The sequence below is a fragment of the Kitasatospora sp. NPDC048540 genome (assembly GCF_040651175.1).
Taxonomy (GTDB): Bacteria; Actinomycetota; Actinomycetes; order Streptomycetales; family Streptomycetaceae; genus Kitasatospora.
Genome location: NZ_JBEZIR010000007.1, coordinates 49,795 through 74,372, shown reverse-complemented (window position 1 = coordinate 74,372; position 24,578 = coordinate 49,795). Strand labels below are relative to the sequence as shown.

The 24,578-nt window shown below is 72.3% G+C and carries 21 protein-coding genes and 2 pseudogenes; 8 read left to right on the top strand and 15 right to left on the bottom strand.

All coding sequences use genetic code 11. The features are described 5' to 3' along the window. Nucleotides 1–28: 28 nt before the first annotated feature. Entirely contained in the window at nucleotides 29–781 is a 753-nt protein-coding gene (locus tag AB0D08_RS05470; protein ID WP_359886289.1) for an MBL fold metallo-hydrolase, read from the bottom strand. Between the two features lie 81 nt (nucleotides 782–862). On the opposite strand from AB0D08_RS05470, the gene AB0D08_RS05465 reads away from it, so the two are divergent. Continuing rightward, nucleotides 863–1,492: a helix-turn-helix domain-containing protein gene (locus AB0D08_RS05465; protein WP_359886288.1), complete on the top strand. Its 630-nt coding sequence runs from the start codon at nucleotides 863–865 to the stop codon at nucleotides 1,490–1,492. Nucleotides 1,493–2,220: 728 nt separating this feature from the next. On the opposite strand, the gene AB0D08_RS05460 is transcribed toward AB0D08_RS05465, so the two are convergent. From AB0D08_RS05460 to AB0D08_RS05450, 3 genes are all read right to left on the bottom strand, one after another. After that, nucleotides 2,221–2,535, bottom strand: a complete 315-nt coding sequence (locus tag AB0D08_RS05460) for a hypothetical protein (protein WP_359886287.1) — start codon at nucleotides 2,533–2,535, stop codon at nucleotides 2,221–2,223. A gap of 147 nt (nucleotides 2,536–2,682) precedes the next feature. Further along, on the bottom strand, nucleotides 2,683–3,462 hold the full coding sequence (locus AB0D08_RS05455) for a hypothetical protein (RefSeq protein WP_359886286.1): 780 nt from the start codon (nucleotides 3,460–3,462) through the stop codon (nucleotides 2,683–2,685). After that, entirely contained in the window at nucleotides 3,459–3,710 is a 252-nt protein-coding gene (locus AB0D08_RS05450) for a hypothetical protein (RefSeq protein WP_033819145.1), read from the bottom strand. The genes AB0D08_RS05455 and AB0D08_RS05450 overlap by 4 nt, the downstream gene beginning before the upstream one ends. Before the next feature lie 259 nt (nucleotides 3,711–3,969). Here AB0D08_RS05450 and AB0D08_RS05445 point away from each other — a divergent pair. Then, nucleotides 3,970–4,170 (top strand): annotated as a pseudogene (locus tag AB0D08_RS05445) (serine hydrolase); the annotation flags it as partial. Between the two features lie 230 nt (nucleotides 4,171–4,400). Here the strand turns inward: AB0D08_RS05445 and AB0D08_RS05440 are convergent. Beyond that, nucleotides 4,401–4,565 (bottom strand): hypothetical protein, encoded by a 165-nt coding sequence (locus AB0D08_RS05440; protein WP_359886285.1) that lies wholly within the window; start codon nucleotides 4,563–4,565, stop codon nucleotides 4,401–4,403. Between the two features lie 90 nt (nucleotides 4,566–4,655). Here AB0D08_RS05440 and AB0D08_RS05435 point away from each other — a divergent pair, with 90 nt between their 5' ends. After that, complete coding sequence (locus AB0D08_RS05435) at nucleotides 4,656–4,925, top strand: hypothetical protein (protein WP_359886284.1); 270 nt, start codon at nucleotides 4,656–4,658, stop codon at nucleotides 4,923–4,925. A gap of 70 nt (nucleotides 4,926–4,995) precedes the next feature. Here the strand turns inward: AB0D08_RS05435 and AB0D08_RS05430 are convergent, their stop codons facing one another. Both AB0D08_RS05430 and AB0D08_RS05425 read right to left on the bottom strand, forming a co-directional pair. After that, nucleotides 4,996–5,280, bottom strand: coding sequence for a hypothetical protein (locus tag AB0D08_RS05430; protein WP_149038018.1), 285 nt, complete (start codon nucleotides 5,278–5,280; stop codon nucleotides 4,996–4,998). A gap of 251 nt (nucleotides 5,281–5,531) precedes the next feature. After that, nucleotides 5,532–6,902 (bottom strand): glycosyltransferase, encoded by a 1,371-nt coding sequence (locus AB0D08_RS05425; protein WP_033819144.1) that lies wholly within the window; start codon nucleotides 6,900–6,902, stop codon nucleotides 5,532–5,534. Between the two features lie 445 nt (nucleotides 6,903–7,347). Here AB0D08_RS05425 and AB0D08_RS05420 point away from each other — a divergent pair, with 445 nt between their 5' ends. Then, complete coding sequence (locus AB0D08_RS05420) at nucleotides 7,348–9,144, top strand: glycosyltransferase (RefSeq protein WP_359886283.1); 1,797 nt, start codon at nucleotides 7,348–7,350, stop codon at nucleotides 9,142–9,144. 432 nt (nucleotides 9,145–9,576) lie between these two features. Here the strand turns inward: AB0D08_RS05420 and AB0D08_RS05415 are convergent, their stop codons facing one another. Then, the gene (locus AB0D08_RS05415; protein WP_051812000.1) at nucleotides 9,577–10,245 is read right to left on the bottom strand and encodes a hypothetical protein; all 669 of its coding nucleotides are present in this window, start codon (nucleotides 10,243–10,245) and stop codon (nucleotides 9,577–9,579) included. A gap of 109 nt (nucleotides 10,246–10,354) precedes the next feature. On the opposite strand from AB0D08_RS05415, the gene AB0D08_RS05410 reads away from it, so the two are divergent. Then, a complete protein-coding gene (locus tag AB0D08_RS05410; protein WP_033819143.1) occupies nucleotides 10,355–10,984 on the top strand; it encodes a TetR/AcrR family transcriptional regulator in 630 nt (209 codons plus the stop codon). Between the two features lie 787 nt (nucleotides 10,985–11,771). On the opposite strand, the gene AB0D08_RS05405 is transcribed toward AB0D08_RS05410, so the two are convergent. From AB0D08_RS05405 to AB0D08_RS05395, 3 genes are read right to left on the bottom strand one after another with little or no spacing between them, the layout of a single operon-like run. Continuing rightward, nucleotides 11,772–11,912 carry a hypothetical protein gene (locus AB0D08_RS05405; protein ID WP_158515460.1) on the bottom strand — a complete coding sequence of 47 codons (141 nt, stop codon included), beginning with the start codon at nucleotides 11,910–11,912 and terminating at the stop codon, nucleotides 11,772–11,774. Between the two features lie 46 nt (nucleotides 11,913–11,958). After that, on the bottom strand, nucleotides 11,959–13,203 hold the full coding sequence (locus AB0D08_RS05400) for a HAMP domain-containing sensor histidine kinase (RefSeq protein WP_359886282.1): 1,245 nt from the start codon (nucleotides 13,201–13,203) through the stop codon (nucleotides 11,959–11,961). Beyond that, entirely contained in the window at nucleotides 13,203–13,877 is a 675-nt protein-coding gene (locus tag AB0D08_RS05395; RefSeq protein WP_033819142.1) for a response regulator transcription factor, read from the bottom strand. The genes AB0D08_RS05400 and AB0D08_RS05395 overlap by 1 nt, the downstream gene beginning before the upstream one ends. A 163-nt stretch (nucleotides 13,878–14,040) precedes the next feature. On the opposite strand from AB0D08_RS05395, the gene AB0D08_RS05390 reads away from it, so the two are divergent. Together AB0D08_RS05390 and AB0D08_RS05385 are read left to right on the top strand one after the other, a co-directional pair. Then, the gene (locus AB0D08_RS05390) at nucleotides 14,041–16,002 is read left to right on the top strand and encodes a glycoside hydrolase family 9 protein (RefSeq protein WP_359886281.1); all 1,962 of its coding nucleotides are present in this window, start codon (nucleotides 14,041–14,043) and stop codon (nucleotides 16,000–16,002) included. A 363-nt stretch (nucleotides 16,003–16,365) separates the two neighbouring features. Then, on the top strand, nucleotides 16,366–17,031 hold the full coding sequence (locus AB0D08_RS05385) for a hypothetical protein (protein WP_359886280.1): 666 nt from the start codon (nucleotides 16,366–16,368) through the stop codon (nucleotides 17,029–17,031). 217 nt (nucleotides 17,032–17,248) lie between these two features. On the opposite strand, the pseudogene AB0D08_RS05380 reads toward AB0D08_RS05385, so the two are convergent. The 4 genes and pseudogenes from AB0D08_RS05380 to AB0D08_RS05365 form a co-directional block, all read right to left on the bottom strand. Then, a pseudogene (locus AB0D08_RS05380) lies at nucleotides 17,249–17,344 on the bottom strand (family 1 glycosylhydrolase); the annotation flags it as partial. Nucleotides 17,345–17,855: 511 nt separating this feature from the next. Continuing rightward, on the bottom strand, nucleotides 17,856–18,533 hold the full coding sequence (locus AB0D08_RS05375) for a sigma-70 family RNA polymerase sigma factor (protein ID WP_033819139.1): 678 nt from the start codon (nucleotides 18,531–18,533) through the stop codon (nucleotides 17,856–17,858). 194 nt (nucleotides 18,534–18,727) lie between these two features. After that, the gene (locus AB0D08_RS05370) at nucleotides 18,728–22,096 is read right to left on the bottom strand and encodes a right-handed parallel beta-helix repeat-containing protein (protein ID WP_359886279.1); all 3,369 of its coding nucleotides are present in this window, start codon (nucleotides 22,094–22,096) and stop codon (nucleotides 18,728–18,730) included. Between the two features lie 78 nt (nucleotides 22,097–22,174). Next, nucleotides 22,175–23,635: a hypothetical protein gene (locus AB0D08_RS05365; protein ID WP_359886278.1), complete on the bottom strand. Its 1,461-nt coding sequence runs from the start codon at nucleotides 23,633–23,635 to the stop codon at nucleotides 22,175–22,177. 257 nt (nucleotides 23,636–23,892) lie between these two features. Here AB0D08_RS05365 and AB0D08_RS05360 point away from each other — a divergent pair, with 257 nt between their 5' ends. Beyond that, nucleotides 23,893–24,519, top strand: coding sequence for a hypothetical protein (locus AB0D08_RS05360; protein WP_359886277.1), 627 nt, complete (start codon nucleotides 23,893–23,895; stop codon nucleotides 24,517–24,519). The last annotated feature ends 59 nt before the right edge of the window (nucleotides 24,520–24,578 follow it).

Here is a 24,578-nt window from a genome sequence, read left to right as displayed (position 1 = left end):
TCCGATGGTTTCTGATGTTTTCTGATGGTCAGAGGACGGGCCGGCCGTCGGCGATGATCGCCGCGGTGATGCCGCGCTCGTCGGCGGCGTGCTGGAAGCGCCGCTCGATGTCGGGTTGCTCGGTGTAGAACGGCGGGTTGTGGAACAGGCCGTAGTGCATGGCGCAGACGGTGCCGGCGCCCAGGGCGACGGCGGCCTCGACGCCCTGCTCGGGGGTCATGGTCGCCGGGACGTTGGCCGCGTAGCCCTCGAAGTGGGCGATGACGCCGTTGACCGGGACGAACGCGACGTCGAACGGGCCGTGGTCGCGGGCGATCTGCCACCAGCTGCCGTGCCACTGGGTGTCGCCGCAGTGGATGATCCGCCGGCCGGCGCCTTCGACGACCCAGGCGACCTGGTCGCAGTCGTTGCCGCGCCAGTCCAGCGAGGTCACCGGGGTGACGGTCAGTTCTCCGATGCGGCGTGACCGGCCCAGGTCCTGGGCGACGGGGGTGATGCCCGCCTCGTGCAGCGCCGCCGCGCTCGGGGTGTGGCAGCCGATCGTGCCGGTGGCCGCGATCCGGGCGATCAGGTCGTGGTCGTAGTGGTCGGGGTGCAGGTGGGTGATGAGGGCGTGGGTGCCGGGCGGGGTGTCGACGGGGTCGACCGGCCGGTGCGGCGGCCCCATCACCGGCGCCAGCGGAGCGACGTTCTCGAGCGGGTCGATCAGCAGGCGGGTGTCGCCGAGACGGATCTCGACGCCGGCCCAGGCGAGCCGACGCACGGAAAGGGTGGTGGTCATGGGCAGCGACGCTAGACCGACGTTGTTGAGAAAGTCAACAAGAGAGTTTTGAATCTCAACGCCGCAAGGTAGGGTGGTGGCATGCGCACCTACGGGCAGTACTGCGGCATCGCGAAAGCACTGGACACCATCGGCGACCGATGGACCCTGCTGATCGTCCGTGAACTGCTCGCCCTGGGTCCGTGCCGGCACACCGACCTGCGCAACGGGCTGCCCGGGATCGCCAGCAACCTGCTGGTCGACCGGCTCCGCGAACTCGAGGAAGCCGGCCTGATCCACCGCAAGGCCGCCCCGCCGCCGGTGGCCACCACCCTGTTCTCCCTCACCGAGCGTGGCCGCGCGCTGGAACCGGTGCTGCAGGAACTGAGCCGATGGGGAATTCCGCTGCTGCGTGAGCCGGCCGGCAGCGACACCTTCCGCACCCACTGGCTGGACATGCCCGCCCGGGCACTCACCGACCACCGCCCCGACCAGCCGGCAATCGCCCTCCAACTGCACGCCGACGGCAACGAAGACCTGGTCATCGAAGTCAAGGACGGCTCCGTGCACACCCACGCCGGCCGGGTCGACCACCCCACCGCGTCCCTGACCGGATCACCGCACCTGCTGGCCGCGACCCTGCTCGGCGACCTCGATCTGAGCACCGCGGTACAGCAAGGCCTGCGGCTCAGCGGCGAACGCGAGGCAGTACTGCGCATCCTGCCCCGCTGAACGACCGGCCGCTTGCGAGTCTGCGACCTCAAGCTCTACCGAGTCTGCGCCGGTCTCAAAGGCGGTCCTTTGCTGTGCGCAGCGGGATGGCGTGGCCGCAGGCGACGGCGGGGGCGCGGCGCGATGGCGCTCGCGCTGCTGGCGGGCGTGCTGGTCGGCGTCGGGGGCCGGGCCGTCCGCGATCGCGGTCCGGTGGGCGGTGGCGTCCTGGCGCATCCGGCGGCTCAGCTCCTGGCAGATGTGGTGAGCGGGGGCCGGGTCGGCCGCGTGGGTGGGCCGGTCGTCGGGGCCCTGGTCGGGCTGCACCACGGGGCGGGGCCGACGCGGACGTCGACGGCCGTCGTGGTGCCGGGCCGCAGCTGCTCGAGGGCAGCGAGGATGCGGCGCACGCTGAGGCGCAGCTGGGCGGGGAGTCGGCGAGCACGCGCAGGCGGCGGGTGGTCGGGTCGTAGCCGGCGAGGTGCCAGTGGGCAGCAGCCTCGGCACTGACAATCGTGGGCCAGTGGCCGCGCAGGCCCCCGCCGGCGATGCCGAGGGTCCAGCCGTGGGCGGCGACCAGGGCGAGGAAAACGTCCGCGACCGGCATCTGCTCCCGCGGCCGCACGGCGCGTCCGTCCGTCCGTCCGTCCGGACGGTGCGGGTGCGATGGGACGGGGCCTTGCCGTTCGTGCGGGCGGCCTGGCGGGCGGCGAGCAGGACGATGTGGCCGAGGTCGGTGACTGCGGTCATCAGCGGCTCCCGGCGAGCTCGCGCTCACGGCCGCGAGCGGCCAGCTGCTCGCGCAGGCTGATGCCCTCGGGGTCCGCGGTCATCCAGGCCGGGACCGTGACCGGTGGCAGCCCGGCACCGTCGATCGCCTTGGGAACCTTGAGCAGGGCGGGCTGGTCCACCAGCAGCGACGTACGCTGGCCGCACGGCGGCACGGCCCACATATGCCGGTCACAGTACGCCGAACGCTGCTCCTCGACCGGGCCGGGGTGGCCGTGGATGGCCGCCGGCACCGGGCCCGGGTGGCGGCTCGGTGCGATCCTGGTCCTGCTCACGCTCGGCCTGACGGCGGATCGCGGCCCGGTGCTGGGCACCCTCGACATGGTAGGCGCAGGTCTGCCACTCCCCGCCCGGTCCAGGTCGGCGCCGACCTCGCTGTCGGCAACCCGAAAGCGCGGACATGCCTGAGGGCACCCCCGTGACTACAGGTTGCCGACGGTCCAGCGGGAAAGCTGGTCTCCGGCAGTGGTGGTAAGCCAGGTTCCGTCGCCGAGAGCGAGCGGGTCGGGGCCGGGAACGGCCGGGTAGGTGAGTTCGGTGAGCAGGGTGAGGGTCTGCGGGTCGAGGAGGACGTGGCGGGAGGTTTCCGCGAAGTCGTGTTCGGCGACCGCGGCGATGACGGCGGTGTCGGAGAGGAAGCCGGGGCGGTTGACGAGACGGTCGTCGCCGGAGCCGGGGATGTCCGTGATGGCGATCGACGCGGCGGCCTGCCACGTTCCGTCGCCGGTGAGGGCGTGGAGTTGGAGGCGGGTGCCGGCGCGCTCGAGGGTGATCAGGCGGTCGCCGTCGGGATTGATACCGGCGAGGAGTTCGTCGGGGCGGGCGGCGGGTGCGACGTTGAGTTTCCCGCCTGTGCAAGCGACGGCGTAGGAGAGGGCGTCCTCCTGTCCCTGGCCGGCCGACAACAGCAACGCCCCGTCGGCTGTCGGCCGGCCGTGGAAGGTGTAGGTCGCCGACGCTGCGGTGAGGGCGACCCGGTCGGCCACCTCCCCGTTCCGCGCGTCGACGGCGATGCACAGGTCACCGTCGTACGAGCCGTTCGCGTTCACAGGACCGGGGATGGTGGAGAGCACGTAGCGCTCTTCGGGGGTGGCAGCGCACGCCCCGTCGCCGGACCCTCCGCTGCTCCACGGGGTGTGCTCCACGGTCCACAGCCGCCGGCCGGCGGTGTCGACGGCCGTCAGTGCCGCGTCCCCGCTCACGAACACCAGCGAGCCGTCGGCGTTCGGGCAGGCGTAGCCGTGCTCGGCGAACGGTGCGGGGAAGACGCGATGCCGTCGTCGAAGACCTGGTCGGCCTCGGGGCGGATGCGGTGGGCGGCGATGCTGTCGCCGTCGCGGGTGACGATCCACGCGGTCCTGCCGCGGGGCTGCCATCCGTCCGGCCAGCCGAGAGCGTCCTGCACTCCGGGGACGGTGGCGTGGGCGGTCGGGCGTGCGGGGGTGGTCACCGGTGCATATCTCCCTGTTGTGTGACGGTTCGCCACCCAGTCTCCCACCAGTGTGCCGCGGCCGGGGTGGTGCGGCCGCGGCACAGCAGGTGTCAGGGGAGCCAGGTGAACAGGCGGCGGTGTGTTCCGCGTTCGCGCGGGAAGTACCACTCCCCGTCGCCGACCATGCGTCCGCCGCTGCCGCGGATGAGGGGCGCGCAGTGGTCGGTGCACACGCTGCGCGATGCGCCGCCCTGGAGCGGCCGCCAGGCGGAGTATCCGCTACGGCCTGGGCCTGACGAGCACGCCGCTGTCGTGCGGCGGCGTGTACTGGGGCCACGGCGGCACCATCCCGGGGTACCGGACCCGAGGGGGCGTCACCGGGGACGGCCGCGCCGTCAACATCGCGGTGACCACCATCCCGACCGGCGCGGCCGCTCAGCACCAGGCGGCGGCCGTGGACGCCGCCCTGTGCCGCTGAACCGCGGATTGAACCGGCCCTGGCCGTCCCATCGGACGTGCCAGCCCGCGTATCACGTAGGCGGAGTCCGGTCGGCGGGCAGGGTTTTGCCCAGGACTGTGACGACCGGGCTCCCGGTGCGGCCGCCGACCGCCTGCACCGCCCGCCCACCCCCGTGCCCCGTGGCCACAAGCTGCGGCAGGTACGTGAACCGCTCGGCGCTCCCGACCACCATGTGCCGCCCGGCACGGTCAACCGGTCGGCCGATGGGAGGCCGGAGCAGGACGCGGCGTGCTGCCGACGTCGTCCGGCCCGGGCAGCAGCAGGGTGAGAGCGGCTCGCAGTTCTGCCTGCAGGTCGAGCACCTCCTCCAGCGTCAGGGCCCTGCGCCCGGAGCGGGGGCGGGAGGGAGCCAACCGTTCTCCCACCCGGGCGCCGGGGAGCCGATCGGGCCGGTCGAGCTCTCACGCAGGCTCTGGGTCACCAGCACCGCCGGAACGCAGTCGGTGAACCGGCTGGTGTCCGAGGGCCACATGACCTGCGGCCCCCACCCCGACGACAGGCGCCGCCAGGTCCTGGACGTGACCGCGAGCGGCTTCGGCCACGTCATGGGCGAGCTGGCCCCGCTTCTCGGCCTCGTCTTCGGCGCAGCCGACGGCCTCACCGAAGCCGAAGGGGCCGGCGCCGAGCGCTACCTGCAGAACGTCGCCTCGGCCTACCGGCACTACCTCGAACAGGACGCCAGCAGCGAAGGAAGTCCCGGGCCCGGCACATAGACACGCCGGACCGCGACGGCTGCCGCCACCGAACACTCACGGCGCAGTCGCCCGCCCAGGGCACCTGCACTCAGCCGGCCTCGGCTCCGGACCGGCGGTCGGACCACGCGCTACGGTGGTCCCCCGCCTCAGCCGGGGCGTTCTCGTACTGCGCGAGGGCCAGACCCAGGCCGAAGAACGTTGGTGCCCACTCACCGATGAAGATGCCCCACCGGTCGGCCCGTTCGACCCCGGCGTGCTCTGCCTTCATCGACGCGATCCAGCTCACGAAGGACAGACCCACCGAGCCGAACGCGGCCGCGTAGGCGTGCTCACTGGTGATGCCAGCATCGTGAAGCTTGCGGACGATGAGCATGGCCATCACTCCCTCCACTCCGTAGCAGTGTTCCCGGGCTCAGCCTGCCTGCAGCCACGCACCAACCGGCACTCGCATCGCTTGCGCACCGCATGAGCCCGCGCAGCGGGCCCCGGCCCACACGGCAGCCGGGTCGCGCAAAGCGCCGCCCGCACCGCCGGCCCCGGTCCCGGACGGACGCAGCGCCCGGGCGCGGGACGACCGAGGCGGCACGGGGAACAATCGGCCCCCGCCCAGCCGCAGCGGGGGTGTCACCGCGCCGCGGCACCCGTGCGCGCGACGCCTGCCATCAGGCACATCAGCCGCCCGGCGGCAAACTGCGGGCCCGCGGCGAGGACCTCGGCGCGCCTGCTCGCGTGCGCGCCCCTCGGGCCCGCCAACAGGCCCCCGACAGCGGCGCCCATGGAGTCGACCTCGAGGGTGTTGGGGTCCAAGCAGGCGCCCAGCCCTGCCCGCTCCAGGTCGTGGGCGATGGCGAACTGGTCGCTGGAGAACGGCAGGACGGCCATCGGCACCCCCGCCGTCAGACACTCGGTGAACGAGTTGTTGCCGCCGTGGTGCACCATCACCGAAGCGTGCCCCAGGAGTTCCTGCTGGGGAACAGCCTCGGCGACGCACAGACGATCGGGAGGCGCCGCCGCGAGCCGTGGATCGTGCACGAGGTCCTCGATGCGGTTCCCCGCCGCCACGATCACCGACGCCTGCGTGCGCTCGAGCACCGCTTCGGTGACCGTGCGCAGGACGTCGTCGCGGGCCGAAAGGAACGTACCGAAAGCGATCAGTACCAACGGTCGCCCGCCCGAGGTCAGCCGGGCAACCGTAGCCCGCCAGAACTCGTCGAGCCCCGACGCGGCGGGCCGGGCTGTGCAGTGCCCGGTGTAGATCGCTGCGGGGCCCTCGGGCGCGGCCGGGAGCCAGGGGAACTCAGGGTAGTTGAAGACCACCGCGTGCGGTGAGCACAGGGCGAAGGCCCGCTCCGGAACGGGGACTTCGACCGCTTGCCGATGGACGACCCGTCGGAACGCCTCGGTGAATGCCAAGTCGTTGACGGCTGCGGCGGTGCGCAGCCGGGCGAGGGCGTGCGGATCGGGCCGAACCGTGTCGGGCCAGGCATAGGGCAGTCCGAAGAACGCGTCCGGTCCGGTCGGGATGTAGCTGGGGTGACCCGGACAGAAGGTGGCGTAGGGCAGTCCCAGGCAGTGCATGGCCAGTGTCACCGGATAGCTGAGCTGGTCCACCAAGTACCAGTCGGGCCGCGCGCTGTCGTCGAGGGCGCTGATCTCCGACAGGATCCGGTCCGGGTCGGGGAGCATGTCGGCCCGCCGATGGCGCGCCTGGGTGAGCAGAGCCGCGACCGCGCCGTCGCGTGTGGCTTCCAGGAACTCCCGCAGGCGTTCGGCTTCGTCGTTGGCCTGGGCCGTTCGCTCCGCGATGCCGTGGTTGGCGTTGCGGGTGACGGTCAGCGGGGCGAATCCGAGACGGTGTCGCTCGGCCAAGTCGGCGAAGGCCGGAGCGCAGGCCAGTGTGACATCGGCCCCCGCGTCGCGCAGGGCAGCGCCCAGGATGCTCAGAGGTGCGGCGTGCGAGCGGAACGGCGGGCTGATGACAACGACTCGGGGCACGGAAATCCTCCGCAACTGACATGTTCCAGTGCGCGGCCGGCAGCCGGGAGCGGCTGTCCTTTCGATGATGCCACGCATCCCCCTGGGTCCCCGGCTCGGGAAACCGTGCCCCTGCAGATCCGGTCCGGCGGTCGGCTCCGAACCCGTCCTTGGCAACGCAGCCGACGAAAGGGCTACCACGATGCCAGCCGACACCTTCGGTCTGTCCCACGAACACCGCGCCAGGGCGTCCCAGGCGGACGTGGTCGCGCGGTGGCGCCACCACTGGTGGAACCCCTCGGCGCCCGCTCCCGCGGGCGATGACCTCCTGTCGCTCCTGGCCAGGGCCGAATACGGCCGCGGATCCGACCGCCACGGCGCGGGCAAGCTCCCCCCGGACGACCTGCTGGCGGCTGACCTTCGCAGAGCCGCCCGCTCCGGCGCCCCTTGGCCTCCCCTCGCCCTGGTGACCGCGGCCCAAGGCACACCGATGCTGCGGAGCAGCCTCGCCGAAGCATGGGCGGAAACCGTCACTGCTGGGTCCCGCGCGCACGCCCGCTCCGCCCTCAGGAGCCGGCTCCTGACCACCGTCAACGCAGCGGAGACCGCGTGCCTGCTCGACCTCGCGGAGGCGCACGGCCAGCGGCCGCTGACCGCCGCCGAGTGCGCACCCCACGCACGCAGCGCCCACAGCGTGCAGCGCCACGCGGCCCTGCGCTACCTGTCCGGCATTCCCGGCGGCCCTGCGGTGCTTCCCCCACGGCCGATCCGCCCATCGGACCCCTACGAGCGGCTTCTCCTGTCGGCGGCGTGGGAGCGGGCCGAGCCCGGCGGGCTGCTCGGCGTCGACTTCCGTCGGGCCGTCGACGGCCTGCCGGCGCGGCCCGCCCGGGGGATGGTGGTGGCCCAGTCCATGATGCTCGGTCAGCTGGACGAGCCCGGCACGGGCCTCAGCGGCGGCATGAGCGTCCTGGTCGCCGGCCTCGGCGACGCCATGGCGGCGACCAGTCAGGTCTCACGGGTCCTCACCTTGGTCCTCACCGACTCCCGCGGCCTACGCAGGGGCCGGCCGCTGGTCGAACTCCTCGGTTCCGAACACTGGGCCTTGAGGATTCCGGTGCCCGGCAGCGATCCGGTAGGCCCCGCCACCGCACTCGCCCTGCGGCCGGCCATCGCCTGGTGGGCGACACGCCTGCTGGCCCTTCCCGGCGCGGCACCGGACGTGGTGCACGCACGTTACGCCGACGACTGCTCGCTGGCCGTGGCAGACGCCGCACGCCGCAGCGGCTCACGTTTCGTGTTCACGGCCACACCGGATCCGCACCGCACCATGGCGGAACGGCACCGGGGAGTGCCGCGCACCTCGCAGGGCGAACCGGCATCGGCACTGCGCCTGGACCTCCACCGGATCTTCGTGGGCGACCGCCTCGTGGCCCGCTCCGACCTGCTGGTCACCATCCCTAGCGGCACCGGCTCCTCGGACCTGTCCGTCCACTTCCCCCAACTCGCCGACGCGCGGGCCACGCGCCGCATCGCCTCTCCGCCGGAGGGAATCCCCCCGTTCACCCCGGGCTCCGACGACGATCACATCAGCGCCGCGCTCCTGGAACGACTGTTCCAGGGCGGGGAGCGCCCCGACGGCATCGACCCCGTGGCACGCGGGATGCGCCTGTTCCTCAGCGTCGGCCGCCTGCACCCCGTCAAGCAGCAGGACCGTCTGGTGGAGTCCTGGCTCGAGTCGGGCCTGCACCACTCGACGGCGATGCTCCTGATCGGCGGATCGGCGGCCGGTGCCACACCCGTCGAGAAGGAGATGCGATCCAAGATCACCAAGCTTCTCGCCGGCCGGCCGGAAGCCCGCCGACACATCGCACTCTGGCCCGCTCTGCCCAACCGCCAGGTCAGAATCCTCGAACGCGCGCTCGCCAGCGGCCGCGAAACCGGCCGTGTCTTGTACGTGTGCCCCAGTGCCAAGGAGGAGTTCGGCCTCGCGCTGCTCGAAGCGATGGACTCGGGGCTCGTCGCCGCCGGACCGCGCCGAGGAGGCGTCCCGCACTACATCCGCGACGGGGCCAACGGGTTCCTGCTCCCTACAGAGTCCACCTCGGCCCTCGCGAAGGGACTGCTCGCGCTTGCCGAGCATTCCGACGGCGAGCTCGCTCGGATCGCAGCCAAGGGTCGCACGAGTGTGGCCGCCCGGTTCTCCGCGTCGGCCATGGCTGAGTCTCTCGCCGCCGAATACGCGCAACTCGCGGCTCTGTGACGCGACGTGGCGGCCGGCAGGCGGCTGGCTCGCTGAGCAGATCCGCGGCCACGCAGCCGGTGCCGGGTCTCGGCCGCCCGGCACCGGGCAGTGCTTCGCGCGGCGTGCCGCGGGAACGAGGCGCGCGGGTACGGAGGCGCGCTCCTGACACAGGATCACGGATCGGCAGCATCCCCGCGCCACGTCCGATTCTCGACCACCGTCGTGGCGGCCCCGGCCCGCTACCCTGCGTGACCTCCGGGGACCGGTGCCGAAGCAGGCGCGCGCCTACCTGCCGAGGACCGTGCAGTTCCTGCTGCCACAGAGCCTCGCAGAGCAGGTCGAGACCCTGGCGCAGGTGGCGTCGGTAGGTTCCGTACGGGAGGCCGAGGCGGCGGTCGGCGACCTACTGGGCGCTGCCCTCCAGTTGGCCGACTGCGGCAGGGCCCGCGGTCAGGCCGGCTGCCCCGGAGCCGAACGGCCCAGCCAGCGACAGACGGCCCACACGGCCGCCGCGAGGGCGAAGCCGTAGGCGGACACCAACCCGTGGCCGTTCTCCTGGGCGAACCACATCGCGAGGCCGAGGGCGGGGACGCCGGCCGCCAAGGCGATCTCCTTGGGGAGGCGGGTGCGGGTGAGGAAGGCGAGCGCGAGGGTGGCGCCGAGGAAGTAGGTGGCGCCGGAGCTGCCGGCGAAGTTGCGAGGGTCGGTGCTGGGGCCGTCGCCAAGGCCGAGCAGGCTGTCGAGGCGACTCGGCAGCAGGACGCCGACGAGGAAGAAGCCGACGGTGAGCGGACCGCCCCAGTACCAGTGGGCGAGCGCGGCGACGGCTGCGAGGGTGACCAGGTTCCACAGCCCGCCGAGGAGGCCGCCGTTCTGCATGAACACCGAGGTGAACTCGCGCCACCAGCCGGACCTGGCGGGGTCCGCGTCAAGCACGTCCATCGCACCTGACCAGACGAGCTGGAGAAGGACGCCGATGACGGCGAGTGCGGCCAGGGTGACCGCCGCCCACGGGAGCGGCCTTCCGCGCAGGGTGTCGCGGCCGACCACCCCGAGCCCGCAGTTGACCATCATGACCATCAGCGCCGCTGTGGTCACGTTGAAGACGATCGCCCCCATGCCTGTCTCTCCCCCGATCGCGGCGCTTTCCAACGCCGTTCGAAAACTTGACGACGCAAAGCTAGCACGGCTTTCGAACAGTGTTTGAAGTAGCTGTACGGTGAGGTTCATGAAGCTCACCAAGGACCGCATCGTCGACGCGGGCATGGCCGTCTTCGCCGAGGTCGGCTACCACAACCTCTCCATGCGCCAGGTTGCCGACCGCCTCGACGCCCACGCGGGCAGCCTCTACTACCACGTCCGCGGCAAGGATGAGTTGCTCGCGCTGATGGCCGACCGCGTCTGCCGACGGGCGTACGACGCCGGCACCGACGCAATGGCATCCCTCCCGGCCGCCGCCACCTGGCAGGACCGCGTCCACGCCCAGGCGACCGCACTGCGCCTGAGCGTCAAACAGCACCCCGGCGGTGCCCAACTCCTGGCCGAGAGCCCCGGCACGCTCAGCACCGGCGCTCTCCTGCTGATGGAACGGCTGCTGCGCACCCTCCTCGACGCCGGTCTGTCCGCCGACCACTGCGGCATCGCCGCCGACACCCTGCTCAGCCACGTCACCGGATTCGTCCTGCAGGAGCAGAACCAGCCGACGGCGCCGCCGCCCGTCACTGGCGAACTCCATGCCGAGCTCTGCGAGCAATTCCCGCTGATCATGGGACCGTTGCTGCCGCGCCTGAGCCAGGACGAGAAGTTCACCCGGAGCGTCCGCCTGCTCTGCACCGGGTTCGCGGCCCTCGCCGGATGAGGGGCACCCGGATCGGGACGGCTCCGTTCGGCGCGCCCCCGCCGGCCACCACGGCTCTGTCCGCCTGACGGGAGACGGGGCCCAGGATACGCCGAGGTCCATCTCGGGAAAGCCTCATCGATCGGCAACCGGCAGAGCCGTCATGGTGTCTTCAGCTCTGACGACGCACGGCCGGTCCCCGCAGGGGCGGCCCCGCCGTCCTGGCGTTCCGCGGGATCCATGCGTTGTCTGTCCTCTCGTTCGTCGCTATGCGGCCATCACTCTGATGGATGGCCTGTTGTCGGTGCTGTCGGATGATGCGTTCGAACTCAGCAGGCGGGAGTCCGCCGGTTCGGGTGTACCTGCGCCTGGTGCTGTAGAAGTCGGCGATCCAGGTGGAGATCTTGATGCGTGCCCCGGTCCGGGTGGCGAACCGGTGCCGGTGGACGTAATCAACCTTGAGCTACGAGTTGAAGGCCTCCGCGGCGGCGTCGCCGAAGCACGAGCCGACCAGCCCCATCCGCCCCATGGACTGGACGACGCCGAGCCGGGCACACAGATCCTGGTAGGCGGCGGACGCGAAGGATCACGCCGTCCACGTTGCCGCCCCGGGTTGCGGCGCCATCTTCAAGGACGCACAAACCAGGGCGGCGTAGTGCCGCTCGCCCATCGCGTAGCCCGGCCAGCCGCGGGAGAGTAGATCGATGACCGTGGCGAGGTAGGGCTTCCCTCGCCGGTGTCGATCGCGGTCATGTCACCGCACCACAGCACGTCGGGCGATACCGCGTCGAAGTGCTGGCCCACCAAGTCACGGGCGGCCTTCCGCTTTGCCCTGCCGGGTCAGTGAACTGCGCTTCTTCGGCTCGCGGCCGTACCAGCCGTTCTCGGCCGTGATCTCGGCGACGGTGTTCACGGACACCCGCCAGCCCTCGGCCGGCCAACAGGTCAATCCTGCTGCTCCTGGTCGAGCCCAGTCCACTCGGCCCAGTGATCCATCAGTGGTCTGCAGATAGGAGGAGTTCTGCAAGCAGGCCGCCGCCGGGTGCGGGGGCGAGCCGGGCGGTTCCGCCGTGGAGTTCGGCGACCCATTTGACGATGGCGAGGCCGGTTCCGGTGCCGCTGCTGGTGGTTCCGGTGACACGGCATTCGAAGACCCGCTCCTGGTCCTCGGCGGGGACGCCGGGGCCGTGGTCTCGTACGGTGATGCGGCCGGGGGTGACGCTCACGTCGACCGGGGTTCCGCCGCCGTGCCGGAGCGCGTTCTCGACGAGGTTGCGGACGGCTTGGGCGAGCAGTTCGGGGTCGCCGTTGACGACGGCGGGCTCGGTGGCGACGGTGACACCGGTGCTGTCCGGCAGTTCCTCGACGGTCTGTTCGACCAGCTGGTCGAGTCGCAGGGGGGTGAGCTCGATCTCTTGGGTGCCGGCCTCGACGCGGGCCCGGGCCAGGAGCCCGGTGACCAGCCTGCCCAGGCGGTCGACGAGGCGGAGGGCCTCGTCGAGGGCGGCGGGCGCTCGGGTGAGGGAGGTGCTGCCGCTCTCGACCACCAGGCGCAGGGTGGCAAGCGGGGTACGGAGCTCGTGCGCGGCTTCGGCGAGGAACTGTTCCTGCTGGTCGAGTCCGCGCAGCGCGGGTCGCATGGCCCGTCCGGACAGGAGGTGCCCGATGGCGGCGGCGGCCAGCACCAGGGCGGCGCAGCCCAGTGCGAGCCGGCGGACGAGGCGGTCGTGGGCGGCCTGGCTCTCGGCGGGGTCGGCTCCGACCAGGACGGCGGCGCCGATCCGGTCGCCGTCCCAGACAGGGGCGGCGGCCCAATGGATCTCCCGCCCGCTGGCCTCCAAGGAAACGAGGACGGTCTCCTGGTCATGCTCGACCTGCTGCCAGATCTCGTCCATCCCGGCCTGGTCGGGAAGAGCGGCGCGCGCGGTAGGTGCCTGACGGATCTGGGGCCGACCGGGCACGGACGCCTGGATGACGGCGAGCCGCTCCGCACTCAGGGCCAGCTCGTCCTCCGCCAGGGCGTCGAGGTGAAGGACGCCCGCGTCGTAGTAGACGGTGCGGGCGAGACCGTCGGCCCGCCGGCTGACGCCGTTGTCGAGATCGTTCGTGCGGGACCGGGCGTCCGTGCGCGAAGCCAGGACGGCAAGGACCAGCAGGCACAGGGCGGTCGTGGCGGCGAAGAGCAGGGTCGTCGCCCACCGGACCCGGTTCAGGCGTGCGACGGCGGGACTGGACGGCATCACAGATCAGCGGCAGGGTCGGCGAGCCGGTAGCCGACACCGCGTACGGTCGAGATGAGCTCGGGTGGGCCCAGTTTGCGGCGCAGCTGGCCTATCAGGACGTCGACGACGTTGGAGAGCGGTTCGGTCTGCTCGTCCCAGCAGCGTTCGATGAGGTCGGTGCGGGTGACCACCTCCCCGGCGCGCAGCATCAGGACCTCCAGGACCGAGAACTCCTTCGCGGTGAGGGTGAGCAGCACACCGTCGCGCCGGACCCTGCGGCGTGGCAGGTCCAGCTCCAGGCCTCCGAAGCGCAGTTCCGGCAGCCGTGCGGGCTGACCGCGGCGGCACAGGGTGCGTACTCGGGCGCTGAGTTCGGCGAGGGCGAAGGGCTTGACGAGGTAGTCGTCCGCGCCGTGCTCGAACCCGGCCACGCGGTCGCTGACCGCGTCGAGGGCGGTGAGCAGCAGGACCGGCAGGGTGGAGCCGGCCTTGCGCTGGGCGGCCAGGAGCGTGAGGGCGTCCCCGTCGGGCAGGCTGCGGTCGGCGACCATGCAGTCGTACGTGTTGACCGCGAGTTTGAAGTCGGCGTCGGCGAGGTCGGTGGCGAAGTCGACGGCGAAGCCTGCCTCGCGCAGGCCGCGGATGATCACGGGGCCGAGTTCAAGGTCGTCCTCGACGACAAGTACACGCATGGCGGGCGAGCTTACTGGGTCGAAAACCACACGAACGCCGGGGTGGTCATGATTGGGGCGTTATGCCCTGCCGTCGAGCAGTGCTGAGACAGTGACCATCTCGCGCAGTCGGTGCCGCGCCTGCCTCATGTTCGCCTCATGAAGCCGCTGGCAGTCTGCGGGCATGGCAAAGATCCGTATTCGTAAGCGCATCATCGGCATGACCGCTGCCGGCCTGGCAGCCACCGTTGTCGCGGTCTACTGCGTCCAGTCCGCGCAGGGCGCGGACTCGCTGGCTGCGGGTGCTCCGCGGGCGGTAGTGCGCGTCGACCAGGTCGGCTACACGCCCGGCGAGGCCAAGCAGGCCTACCTCATGACCTCCGTCTCCGTGTCCAAGGCGTCCTTCCGGGTCCTCGACGCCTCCGGGAAGGAGGTCCTGAAAGGCGAGGTCGGCTCGTCCACCGGGGGATGGAACAGCAAGTACAAGGCCGTCCACACCCTTGACCTGTCTCCTCTGGCCGAGCCCGGCGACTACCGCGTCGAGGTGTCCGGACCCGTCACCGCAGTCTCCCCGATGTTCCGCATCGCCGCGGCGGACGATCTCTTCGGCAAGCTCATCCAGGACAACGTCCGCTTCTTCCAGGCCCAGCGCGACGGCGCCGACGTGGTCCCCACGGAACTGCGCCGCAAGCCGTCCCACTTGGCGGACGGCCAGGCCACGGTCTACGACACCCCCGCCTACGCTGACGACGAGAGCGTGCTGACCGCTCCCCTCAAGCGCGTCGCCGGCCCGATCGACGCCTCGGGTGGCTGGAATGACGCCGGGGACTTCCTCAAGTTCACCCACACCGCCTCCTACTCCACCGCGAGTCTCCTGCTCGCGCACCGCACCACCCCCGTCGGCGGGCAGGAGCTCGCCGCCGAGGCACGCCACGGCCTGGACTGGCTCGACAAGATGTGGGACGACAGGTCGCGTACCCTCTACGTCCAGGTCGGGCTCGGCAAGGGCGACACCGCCGACGGCAGCGGCAAGATCCGCTCCGACCACGATGTGTGGCGCCTACCGGAGGCCGACGACGCCCTCGACGTGAAGCCCGGGGACCCGGACTACCTGATCAAGCACCGGCCGGTCTTCCGTGCGGCACCGCCCGGCAAGCCGATCAGCCCCAACCTCGCCGGGCGCGTCGCCGCGACCTTCGCCCTGGCCGCCCAGCTCGACGCCGCCGAGGACCCCGAGCGGGCCCGCGAGGAACTCGAGAAGGCCGCACACATCTACGCCCTCGCCGACACCAACCCCGGCGAACAGCTGGTCACCGCCTTCCCGCACGGCTTCTACCCCGAGGCCTCCTGGCAGGACGACATGGAGTTCGGCGCCGCCGAGCTCGCCCTCGCCGCCAAGGCCCTGGGGGACGGGCGCGCGGCCGGCTGGACCGGGCAGGCCGGACACTGGGCCAAGCAGTACATCACCTCGGACAGCCTCGGCACGCTCGGGCTGGGCGATGTCAGCGCCCTCGCCCACGCCGACCTCGCCCACCTGCTCGCCGACGGCACGACCCACACGGAAGTGACACGCGAGCAGCTCGCCGCCGACCTCAAGCGCCAGCTCGACGACGGCAGCGCCCGCGCGGCCCGCGACCCTTTCAGGGCCGGCGCCGTCTACACCGACTTCGACTCCGTGCCCCACACCTTGGGCCTGGCCGCCACCGCCCAGCTCTACCACCAGGTCACCGGCGACTCCCGCTACGCCGCGTTCGCCACCCAGCAGCGCAACTGGGCCCTGGGGGCCAACGCGTGGGGCTCCTCCTTCGTCATCGGCGCCGGAACCACCTTCCCGCGCTGCCCCGAACACCAGGCCGCCAACCTCGCCGGCGACCTCAACGGGGACGGCGACATCCTCCTCGGCGGCGTCGTCAACGGCCCCAACGCGGCAGACAAGCTCAAGGATCTCAACGCCTTCCCCACCATGCGCGCCTGCCCGGCCAACCAGGGCAACCCCTTCACCGCCTTCGACGGTCGTGGCGGCGGCTTCATGGACCATGTCGGCGCCTGGCAGACCGTCGAATCCGCGGACGACTTCACCGCCACCGCCCTACTCGCCTTCACCTTCGCCGCCGCACCCCAGGACACCAACACCAAGCCGAGCTGACCGGTATTGGGTGGCTGCGGGACTGTGGGCGAGTTCGGAACGCTGACCCAACGTCCACAGGCCGGGCGTCCTCGCAAGTGCGGCCCCCGGTCCACCACCCCCAGGTACAGGGACATCCGCCGATGCCGGCGACTCCCCCCGACCGAGGCGCCGTCGCACTCTCCTGCGGGCCCGCCCCGCACTCCCTCCGCGCCGCCGCGAGCTGGCCAGCGGACGACCCGAGCAGCTGGCCGTGGTGCGGGTTTACTTCGGCGGCGAGACGTGCGTGCAACTCGGCGAGGAACTCGGTGTTCCGGCCTCGACCATGCGCAGCAGGCTGTACTACGGAGTGCGTTCCCTGCGACTGGTGCTGGAGGAGAACGGATGGTTGGCGCCATGAGTCCGGCCTGTCGGGAGATCCGGCCGGTGCTGGCCGAGTGCCTGATGCTGGGGGTTGCGTCGCCGGAGGCCGCGACTCGGCATCTGGACGGCTGCCGGGAGTGCCGCCGGGAGGCATCCGAAATCCGGGACGTCGTTCGAACGCTGCGACGGGCCTCGCCCGGCAACTGGTCGCCTGCCCGGTACAGCAGCCCACTCGAAGTGCCGCGCCCGCCTGATCTCGGCGACAAGGGCCACCTGGGCATCGCCGAGACAGCTCGCGTCCGCGTCCGCCGCCGTCACCGCCTGCTGCTGGGACCGGCTGTCGTGGCAGCAGCGGCGGTGATCACCACCGCGGTCTGGCTCGGGCGGTGGCCGACGGAACCAAAGCATGATGTCGCCGTGACCCGAGAGGGGCAGATGGTCTCGCACGGATGGGGGACCGAAATTCCCGTGGTACTGACCGGTCTGAATCCCGGTCGGACCTACCGTGTGATGACCGCCGACGCCGCTGGGAACCGCGCCCCGGGCGGCGGCGTGCGTATCTCCGAGGGCGAGACCGTGCACATGAGGATCACGACGGCCCTACCACGCCAGGCCGTAACGGTGGTACTCGTGGAGGACGAGAGCGGCCGGGAGATGGCGCGAATGTCCGTTTCCCCGGCTTCCTGATGACCCCAGCAGCGGACCGTGTCGGACTTCCGGTGAGGTCTGCGCCGACCCCTGTATGTGGCTCGATCCGAAAGACTCCCAGCCCGCCGAACAACCTGCCAACCTATGCGACCAAAGATCAGATTCGCCAACTCCACTGGAAGTAAGCACCGTTGCTCGATACCGGCGCGCGCCCGAAGCCGCTCCAATCTCTCGTGCCGCGCCCTATGGGCGCCGATCAGGTCGCGATCCAGGCATAGGACGCCTTCGGGGTGCGACGCTGCGTCTCGAAGTCGACATAGACCAGGCCGAATCTCTGACTGAACCCTTCAGCCCGTCGGACGGGGTGTCATCGTACCGACCGGGCGATCGCTCCTGCCGACGTCGCACCGCCTCTCGGGAGTCATACCCACCGGGGCTGAACGGGCCCGTCGCGTTCAGCGCCGCCTCGGTGCTCCGCGCGGAATTCCGGGCCAACCACCGTGCGCGTGGATGCCCCTGAGAAACGAGCAACTCCGCACCCTTGTCCACGGCGAAGTGCTCCGGGCACGCGTGTCAGAGACAGCCCTGCACGAACACCGCGGTACGCCAAGGTCAGGCCGGAACAGTTGGGTTGCGACCTCCGGAAGGTGTTCCAGGTGCTCCGGGTCCAGCCGGCTCGCACGCCGGGGAATGCCCAGGTCGTAGGCGTCGGTGGCTGCGCGACAGGTGCCGGGCAAGGGCGTGGGTTCCGGTCGGGCGTCGCCCTCCCCCGAGGGGCGCCGGCTCAGACGGGCCGTCCACGGGATCGCCCCGCCCGAGGGAGGGTTCCGGGCGGGCGTGGGGGCCCGGTGACCGGGGGGGTGTCAGTGGTCGGCGGAGGCGAGACCGCGGGCTTCGAGGATGGGGCGCAGGGCCCGGACGGCGTAGAAGCTGCGGGACTTGACGGTGCCGACGGGGACGCCGAGGACGGCGGCGGCCTCGGCCATCGAGCGGTCCTTCATGTGGAGTTCGACCAGGACGTCGCGGTGGCGGGGCGAGAGTTCGGCGAGCACGACGGCCATGTCGCGGGCGTCCAGCACCTCCTCGTAGGGGTCGTGGGCGCCGGCGTGGCCCTCGGGGGTCTCCCCCGCGACCTCCTGCGGGCGGGCGGACTGCATCCGGAAGTGGTCGATGGCGATCCGGCGGGCCACCGTGAACAGCCACGGGCGGCTGTGCTCGGGGCCGCGGCGGATCGCGTCCGGGTTCTGCCAGGCGCGCAGCAGGGTCTCCTGGACGATGTCCTCGGCCTTGCCCCGGTCGCCGTTGGTGGCGCGCAGCATGGCGCGCAGCAGGTAGCCGCCGTGCAGGCGGTACAGCTCGGCCAGGGTCTGCTGGTCGAGGGTGGCACGTCGCGGCGCGTGGGCGGCGCCGAGGGCGTCCGCGGTGGGTGCGGTCCCCGGGGTGGTGTCCGGGGTGGTGTCCGGTCGTGCGGCTGTCGCTCCGCCGGTCGGCCCGGTGGTGGGGAGGGTGTCCTTCAGGTGAGCAGTAACGTCGATGGCCACAGCGGTAGAGCCCTTCACAACAATCGTCTGCATCGGGCCAGCCGCCTGCATGGCCCACCGTCTTCTGCCGCCCACCGTCGCGGGCCGCCCCAACGTCGCGCCAACGTCGCGCCAACGCGGGTGCCGGCGGGGACGGAGGCACCGGCCCGGGGCGGCGGCGCTGCGGGTCGGCTGCGGCGCTGCCGGGCGTGCGTTTACGCGGGGTTGCGGGGGCGGGTGTCGGCGATGTCCTGCGGGAGGAGGAGGCTCAGTTCGGAGACGTCGGCGAAGTCGAGGCGGCCGAGGCGGCGGGCCTGGCGGGTGATCATGCCTTCGAGGGTCTGGCGGGCGTAGCGGCCGTTGCCGAAGGTGCGGTCACGGGGGACGGCGGCGAAGTGGTGGGCGAGGGCGGCGACGGTCTCGGGGGCGCAGGTGTACCCGGCCTGGTCGGCGTGGCGGCCGACGATGGTGACGAGTTCCTCGTCGGTGTAGTGGCCGAACTCGATCTGCCGGGAGAAGCGGGAGGCGAGGCCGGGGTTGGAGGCGAGGAAGTGCTGCATCTCGTCCTCGTATCCGGCGACGATGACCACGACCTCGTCGCGGTGGTCCTCCATCAGCTTCATCAGGGTGTCGACGGCCTCCTGGCCGAAATCGTTGCCGCCGCCGTTGCGCGGGGTGAGGGTGTACGCCTCGTCGATGAACAGGACGCCGCCGCGGGCCCGATCGAAGGCCTCCTTGGTGAGCTGGGCGGTGTGGCCGATGTAGCGGCCGACCAGGTCGGCGCGGGCGGTCTCGACCAGCTGGCCGGTGGGAAGCACGCCGAGTTCGGCCAGGAGTTGGCCGTAGAGCCGGGCGACGGTGGTCTTGCCGGTGCCGGGCGGGCCGGCGAAGACCAGGTGGTGGCCGATCCTGGCGGTGGGCAGACCGGCCTCCTCGCGGCGGCGGGTCTGCCGGAGCAGGTCGACCAGGTCCTCGACCTGTTCCTTGGCGGCGGGGAGGCCGACCATCGCGCGGAGTTCGGCGAGCAGCTCGGTGCCGTCCTTGCGGGCGGCGGGGTCGGGTCCGGCGGGGGTGACGTCCTCGGCGAGCAGCCGGGCCAGGTCCTCGTCGGAGATCTCGGGGCAGGCGGCGAGGCGGGTGGCCTGCCGGTCCACCATCTCCTCGAAGACCTTCCGGGCGGCCCGGCCGTTACCGAAGTCCTCGCCCTTGGGGAGCCGTTCGAAGAGGGTGCGCAGGGCCTCCCGGGTGTCGTCGGCGAGGGTGTAGCCGTGGTTCGCGGCGGCGCGTTCGACGATGGTGACGAGTTCCTCGTCGGAGTAGTTGGCGAACTCGACGGTGCGGCTGAACCGGGAGGCGAGGCCGGGGTTGGAGGCCAGGAAGTCGGTCATCTCGGTGGAGTAGCCGGCCACGATGACGACGATCTCCTCACGGTGGTCCTCCATCAGCTTGACCAGGGTGTCGATCGCCTCCCGGCCGAAGTCGGGGCCGCTGCCGCCGGAGCCGGCCGAGAGGGTGTATGCCTCGTCGATGAACAGGACGCCGCCGAGCGCGGAGCGGAACACCTCGGTGGTCTTCAGGGCGGTGCCGCCGATGATGGAGGCGACCAGGTCCGCGCGGGCGGTCTCGACCAGCTGGCCGCCGGCCAGCACGCCGAGTTCGGCCAGGATGCTGCCGTAGAGCCTGGCGACGGTGGTCTTGCCGGTGCCCGGCGGCCCGGCGAAGACCAGATGACGGCTCATCGGGAGAGCGGGCATGCCGGCGAGTTCGCGGCGCCGGGCCAGCTTGTTGAGGTTGACCAGCGTGGCGACCTGCTCCTTGACCTCGGCCAGGCCGACCAGCGACTCCAGCACCTCCAGCGGGCCGGGCGGGGCGGCGGGCGGGGCGGGCGCGGCCGGCTCGGCGGGGGCGGCGGTCGGGTCGCCAGGGGCGGGGTCCATCCCGGCCTCGGGGGCGGCCTGGACGGACGACTGGGTGGCGGCGGCGGTGCCGTGCGCGTCGGGCAGGCCGTTCTCCTCGCTGACCAGCTCCTCCAGGGCGAGCCGCTCGCTGGGGACGGTCTGTCGCAGGCCGGAACCCTTGTTGCGGGAGAACGTGCAGCCGGTGAGCCGGACGGCCTCGACGGAGTCCGTGCGGACGCCGTCGCCAGTGTTCTCGGCGGCGGCGACCCTGACCAGGACGGCGCGGGCGCCTGTGCCGAGGCGGAGGCCGTGGCGGCGGTTGCCGATGGCGCGGACCCGGGTGCAGTTCAGGTCGGAGTCGTCCTCGGCGGTGATGCCGTCCTCACCGGAGCCGGTGATCTCGCAGTCCCGCAGGTGTGCGGTGCCGATCCGGCCGACCTGCACGCCGGAGCCGGCCGCGTCGCGCACCACGCAGTCGCCGATCCGGGTGTCGGCGCCGTCGGCGATCCGGATGCCGGAGCGGCCGGCGTCCAGCACCTCGCACTTGTCCAACTGGCCGCGCCCGTCCCGCAGGACGGCCACCCCGTCGCCCTTGGCGCGGTGCACGGCGGCGCGGCGCAGCCGCGGGTTGGCGCCCTCGGTGATCAGCACGCCGGTGCCGACGGCGTCGCGGACCTCCAGCCGGTCCAGGTCGGCGGCGCTGTCGCCGGTCAGCTCCAGGCCGTCGCCCCCGCAGTCCCGGACCACGGTGCGCAGCAGGGTGGGGCCGGAGGATTCGCCGATCCAGATGCCGGTGCCCTGGGCGGCGGCGACCTCGCAGTCCTCGAAGGTGCCGCGGGCGCGGCCGGTGACGTGGATGCCGTGGCCGGCGGTGCGGGCGGTGCGGCAGCGGCGAAGTTCGGGGTCGGTGCCGGCGGCGAGCGCGATGCCGTGGCCGGAGGTGCCGGTGACGGTGCAGTCCTCCAGCACGACCCGGGCGGTGGAGCTGATGTAGACGCCGATGGTGGTGTCGCGGACGTCGGTGCGCAGCAGCCGGGTGGTGCTGTTCTCCTCCAGGGCGATGCCGGGCTTGTCGGTGACGGAGATCTCGCAGTCTTCGAAGGTTCCGCGGGCGTTGCCGTTGGCGCAGACGCCGTTGCCGCGGGCGTCACGCAGCACGCAGTTGCGCAGCAGCGGGTCGGCGCGTTCGCCGATCACCACGGCGGAGCTGCCGAGGTGTTCGACGACGCAGTCCTCGATGACGCTGTTGCCGGTGGAGGTCTCCACCAGGCCGGCGCCGGCCGGGTTGGTGACCCGGCAGCCGCGCATCGCCAGCGAGCCGTCGCCGCGGGTGAGCAGGGCGGTCCAGGAGTTGCCGACCACCTCGCAGTCCTGGAAGGCGGCCTGGCCGCGCGGCACGTCGACAGCGGGCAGTTCCTCGTCCTGACCCTGCAGGATCAGGCCGGTCAACTGCACGGCCTCGGCGGTGACCTGGACCACGCAGCCGCGCCGGGCGGTGATCCGGACGGTGCCGCGGGCCTCGGCGGCGGTGATGGTGACCAGCTTGCTGATCACCAGGTTCTCCTCGTACCGGCCGGGCCGGACCGAGATCACCGCGCCGCTGCGGGCCTCCGCCAGTGCCTCGCCGATCGTGCGGTAGCGGCCGTCCCGCTGTTCCGGGCACACCGTCAGCACGTGGCGCGACATGGCGTGGACTCTCCTCTTCCTGGGTGGGCTGGGCGGGCTGGATGGTGTTGCGAGGGGCCGACGGGTACCGGAGTTCCGTCAGGAGCAGTCGGCCCGGACGGCGGAGGCCGCGTGGTGGGCCTGTTCGGCGCCTGAGCCGAAGTCGACGCCGCGGTCGTGCAGCATCACGGCGATCTTCCCGTTGGTGACGGGGAAGGTTCCGGCGTTGACCCACTTGCCGCGGTTGGCGGTCTGGTCGATGGTGAACGCACTGATGGTGCCCTCGCCGGTGGTGAAGTACCGCTGCACGGTGTAGTAGGCGGGCTTGCCGCCGACGGCCTTCACGTCGCCGTTGTTCGGGATGTACACCGAGATCCTGCAGTTGCCGGAGGGGACCGGATTGGTGGTGAACGCCCACAGCACCGACTTGCCGGCGTCCTTGCCGGCGCTGCCGGACATCGGCACCGACACGTACTTGCCGCCGCAGCCCGAACCGGCGTATCCGCCGGTCGTGTTGGTGGTCCAGCCTTTGCTGCCGTCGGTGTAGAAGCCGTTCTGGTCGTAGCCGATGCCCGCGTTGGTGCAGCCCGTTCCGGCGACGGCGGTGAAGGTCGGCGCGGCGGGGGTGGTCTTGTTCGGGACGGGGACGACCGGGGCGCCGCCGCCGGAGGTGGAGCCGCCGCCCGTGCTGCCGCCGGAGGTGGACCCGCCGCCCGTGCTGCCGCCGGAGGTGGACCCGCCGCCCGTACTACCGCCAGTGGCCGTGCCGCCGGTGGTGCCCTGGCGGTTCTGCGAGCCGGCGGCACCGGTGGTCTGGTCGGTCGTGCCGTTCGCACCGCCGGCCCCGCCCGCACCGTTCGTGCCGTCGGTCGGCGAGGCCGAGCTACCGGGGAGCAGCGTCGCGTCGACCGGCGCCGCGACGGCGGTCGGGTCGTTCGGGCCAGGGGTGGGCAGCGGGTCGCCGGGCCCGCTGACCCCGGCGGGCGGCTGGTCGGCCGCGGCGCCGGGGGTCTTCGTGCCGCTGCCGGTCAGCACGAACGGCAGGCCCAGCAGCAGCGCGCCGACGGCGACGGCAGCGAACATCATCGGCTTCTTGGACCGGCGGTGCTCCGGCTCCTCCTGGTCGATCCCGTCCGGGGCTTCGCCGTCGAGGCCGACGGCGGTCGGGTCGGGCATGGGGACGGGGCGGGGCTCCGGCTCGGGCTCGGGCGACAGGAACGGGAACACCCCGGGCGGGATGCGGCGCGGACGCGGGGCCTGCCGGTCGTCGGTCTCCGGATCGGACTCGGGCTCGACAACGGAGACGGCGACGGGTCCGGGCTGCGGCTCGGCGGGCTCGGGCTGCCGGCGCACCGCGTTGGGGCCGGGCAGCACCCGGCCGTACTTCGGTGCGGGCGGTGCCTCCGCCGCGGCCGGCTCGACCGGCCCGTACGAGGGCGCCTCGGCCTCGGCCCCCGCCGCGGCGGCTGCCGGGCCCTCCTCGATCTCCCAGGCGACCGTCGGCAGTTGAATGCCCCCGGGGTCGGCCTGAGAACCGTTTCCACCCGTGTTCGAACCCACCAGATCTCCTCGGCTTCCCCTGCGGTCCTGTCGACGGGAGCGCCCCGCCGATCGGTCTGCGGACGATCCCCCTCCCTCGTTACGGCCCGGACCCGCCCGGCGGTTCACCCGTTCGTGCGAGCGGTCGCGGGACCCGCGATCGGGGGTTCCCGAGTCGCGGACCGGGCTCCGTTCGAACCCCTGGGGCGGGGGGAGCCGTTCGCCTGGTCGGAGAGTCCGGTTCCGGGCTCGGTCGGCGCAAGCGCGAGAGGTTGCCCATGACTTGGTACGAAGGCCCTTGCAGGATCACCGTCGTCGGGGTGGACGCGGACTGGCCGCAACGCATCGTGGTGGACATCCGGCGGGGGGAGACCGTGGTGATCCCCGGCAGGGTCGGAGCGAGCGAGCTCATCGACGACAGCGCTTGCGGCCACGGGTGGGACCTGTCCCTGGAGCACGAGTACGACGGCCTCTGGCGGCCGAACGTCCGTGCCACGCAGGGCAAGTGGACGGACGTGGCCGGCGTCCGCAGCCAACTGGTCTGGAGCAAGGACCACGACTGGCCGAACCGCGCCAACCGCGAACGCAACGTGGTGATCCGGATCGACCGCGCCGAGGCCCGTCGTCCGGCCGCCGATCGGACGACCCGGGCGGTTCCGGTCGGCACCGAGTCCGCGGCGCGGGAGGCCCGGACGATGTCCGCGGTGCCGCGGGGCGGGCTGACGGAGGCCGGGTCCGGCGTGCGGGTGGCCACCAGCGGCGGCGGGTGGGCCGCCGGCCCGGACGCCGCGGCCGGGGGCCGAGCGGTCACCAGCGGCGGCGGGGGCACCGGCACCGGCACCGGCACCGGCACCGGTGGCCGGACGACCGCGACGGACGGGGGCGGGGCCGAGGTGTCCTGGTGACGCGCCGGGATCCGGCCCGGGCCGGAGGCCGTCGGCGGTCCCGGCCGCCCGGAACGCCG

What these genes read in the sequence shown, in the direction of transcription:
- AB0D08_RS05430 (WP_149038018.1), bottom strand. Translation starts at nt 5,280, where the DNA reads ATGCTCATCGTCCGCAAGCTTCACGATGCTGGCATCACCAGTGAGCAC.
- AB0D08_RS05465 (WP_359886288.1), top strand. Translation starts at nt 863, where the DNA reads ATGCGCACCTACGGGCAGTACTGCGGCATCGCGAAAGCACTGGACACC.
- AB0D08_RS05415 (WP_051812000.1), bottom strand. Translation starts at nt 10,245, where the DNA reads ATGGGGGCGATCGTCTTCAACGTGACCACAGCGGCGCTGATGGTCATG.
- AB0D08_RS05410 (WP_033819143.1), top strand. Translation starts at nt 10,355, where the DNA reads ATGAAGCTCACCAAGGACCGCATCGTCGACGCGGGCATGGCCGTCTTC.
- AB0D08_RS05395 (WP_033819142.1), bottom strand. Translation starts at nt 13,877, where the DNA reads ATGCGTGTACTTGTCGTCGAGGACGACCTTGAACTCGGCCCCGTGATC.
- AB0D08_RS05390 (WP_359886281.1), top strand. Translation starts at nt 14,041, where the DNA reads ATGGCAAAGATCCGTATTCGTAAGCGCATCATCGGCATGACCGCTGCC.
- AB0D08_RS05385 (WP_359886280.1), top strand. Translation starts at nt 16,366, where the DNA reads ATGGTTGGCGCCATGAGTCCGGCCTGTCGGGAGATCCGGCCGGTGCTG.
- AB0D08_RS05400 (WP_359886282.1), bottom strand. Translation starts at nt 13,203, where the DNA reads ATGCCGTCCAGTCCCGCCGTCGCACGCCTGAACCGGGTCCGGTGGGCG.
- AB0D08_RS05360 (WP_359886277.1), top strand. Translation starts at nt 23,893, where the DNA reads ATGACTTGGTACGAAGGCCCTTGCAGGATCACCGTCGTCGGGGTGGAC.
- AB0D08_RS05370 (WP_359886279.1), bottom strand. Translation starts at nt 22,096, where the DNA reads ATGTCGCGCCACGTGCTGACGGTGTGCCCGGAACAGCGGGACGGCCGC.
- AB0D08_RS05470 (WP_359886289.1), bottom strand. Translation starts at nt 781, where the DNA reads ATGACCACCACCCTTTCCGTGCGTCGGCTCGCCTGGGCCGGCGTCGAG.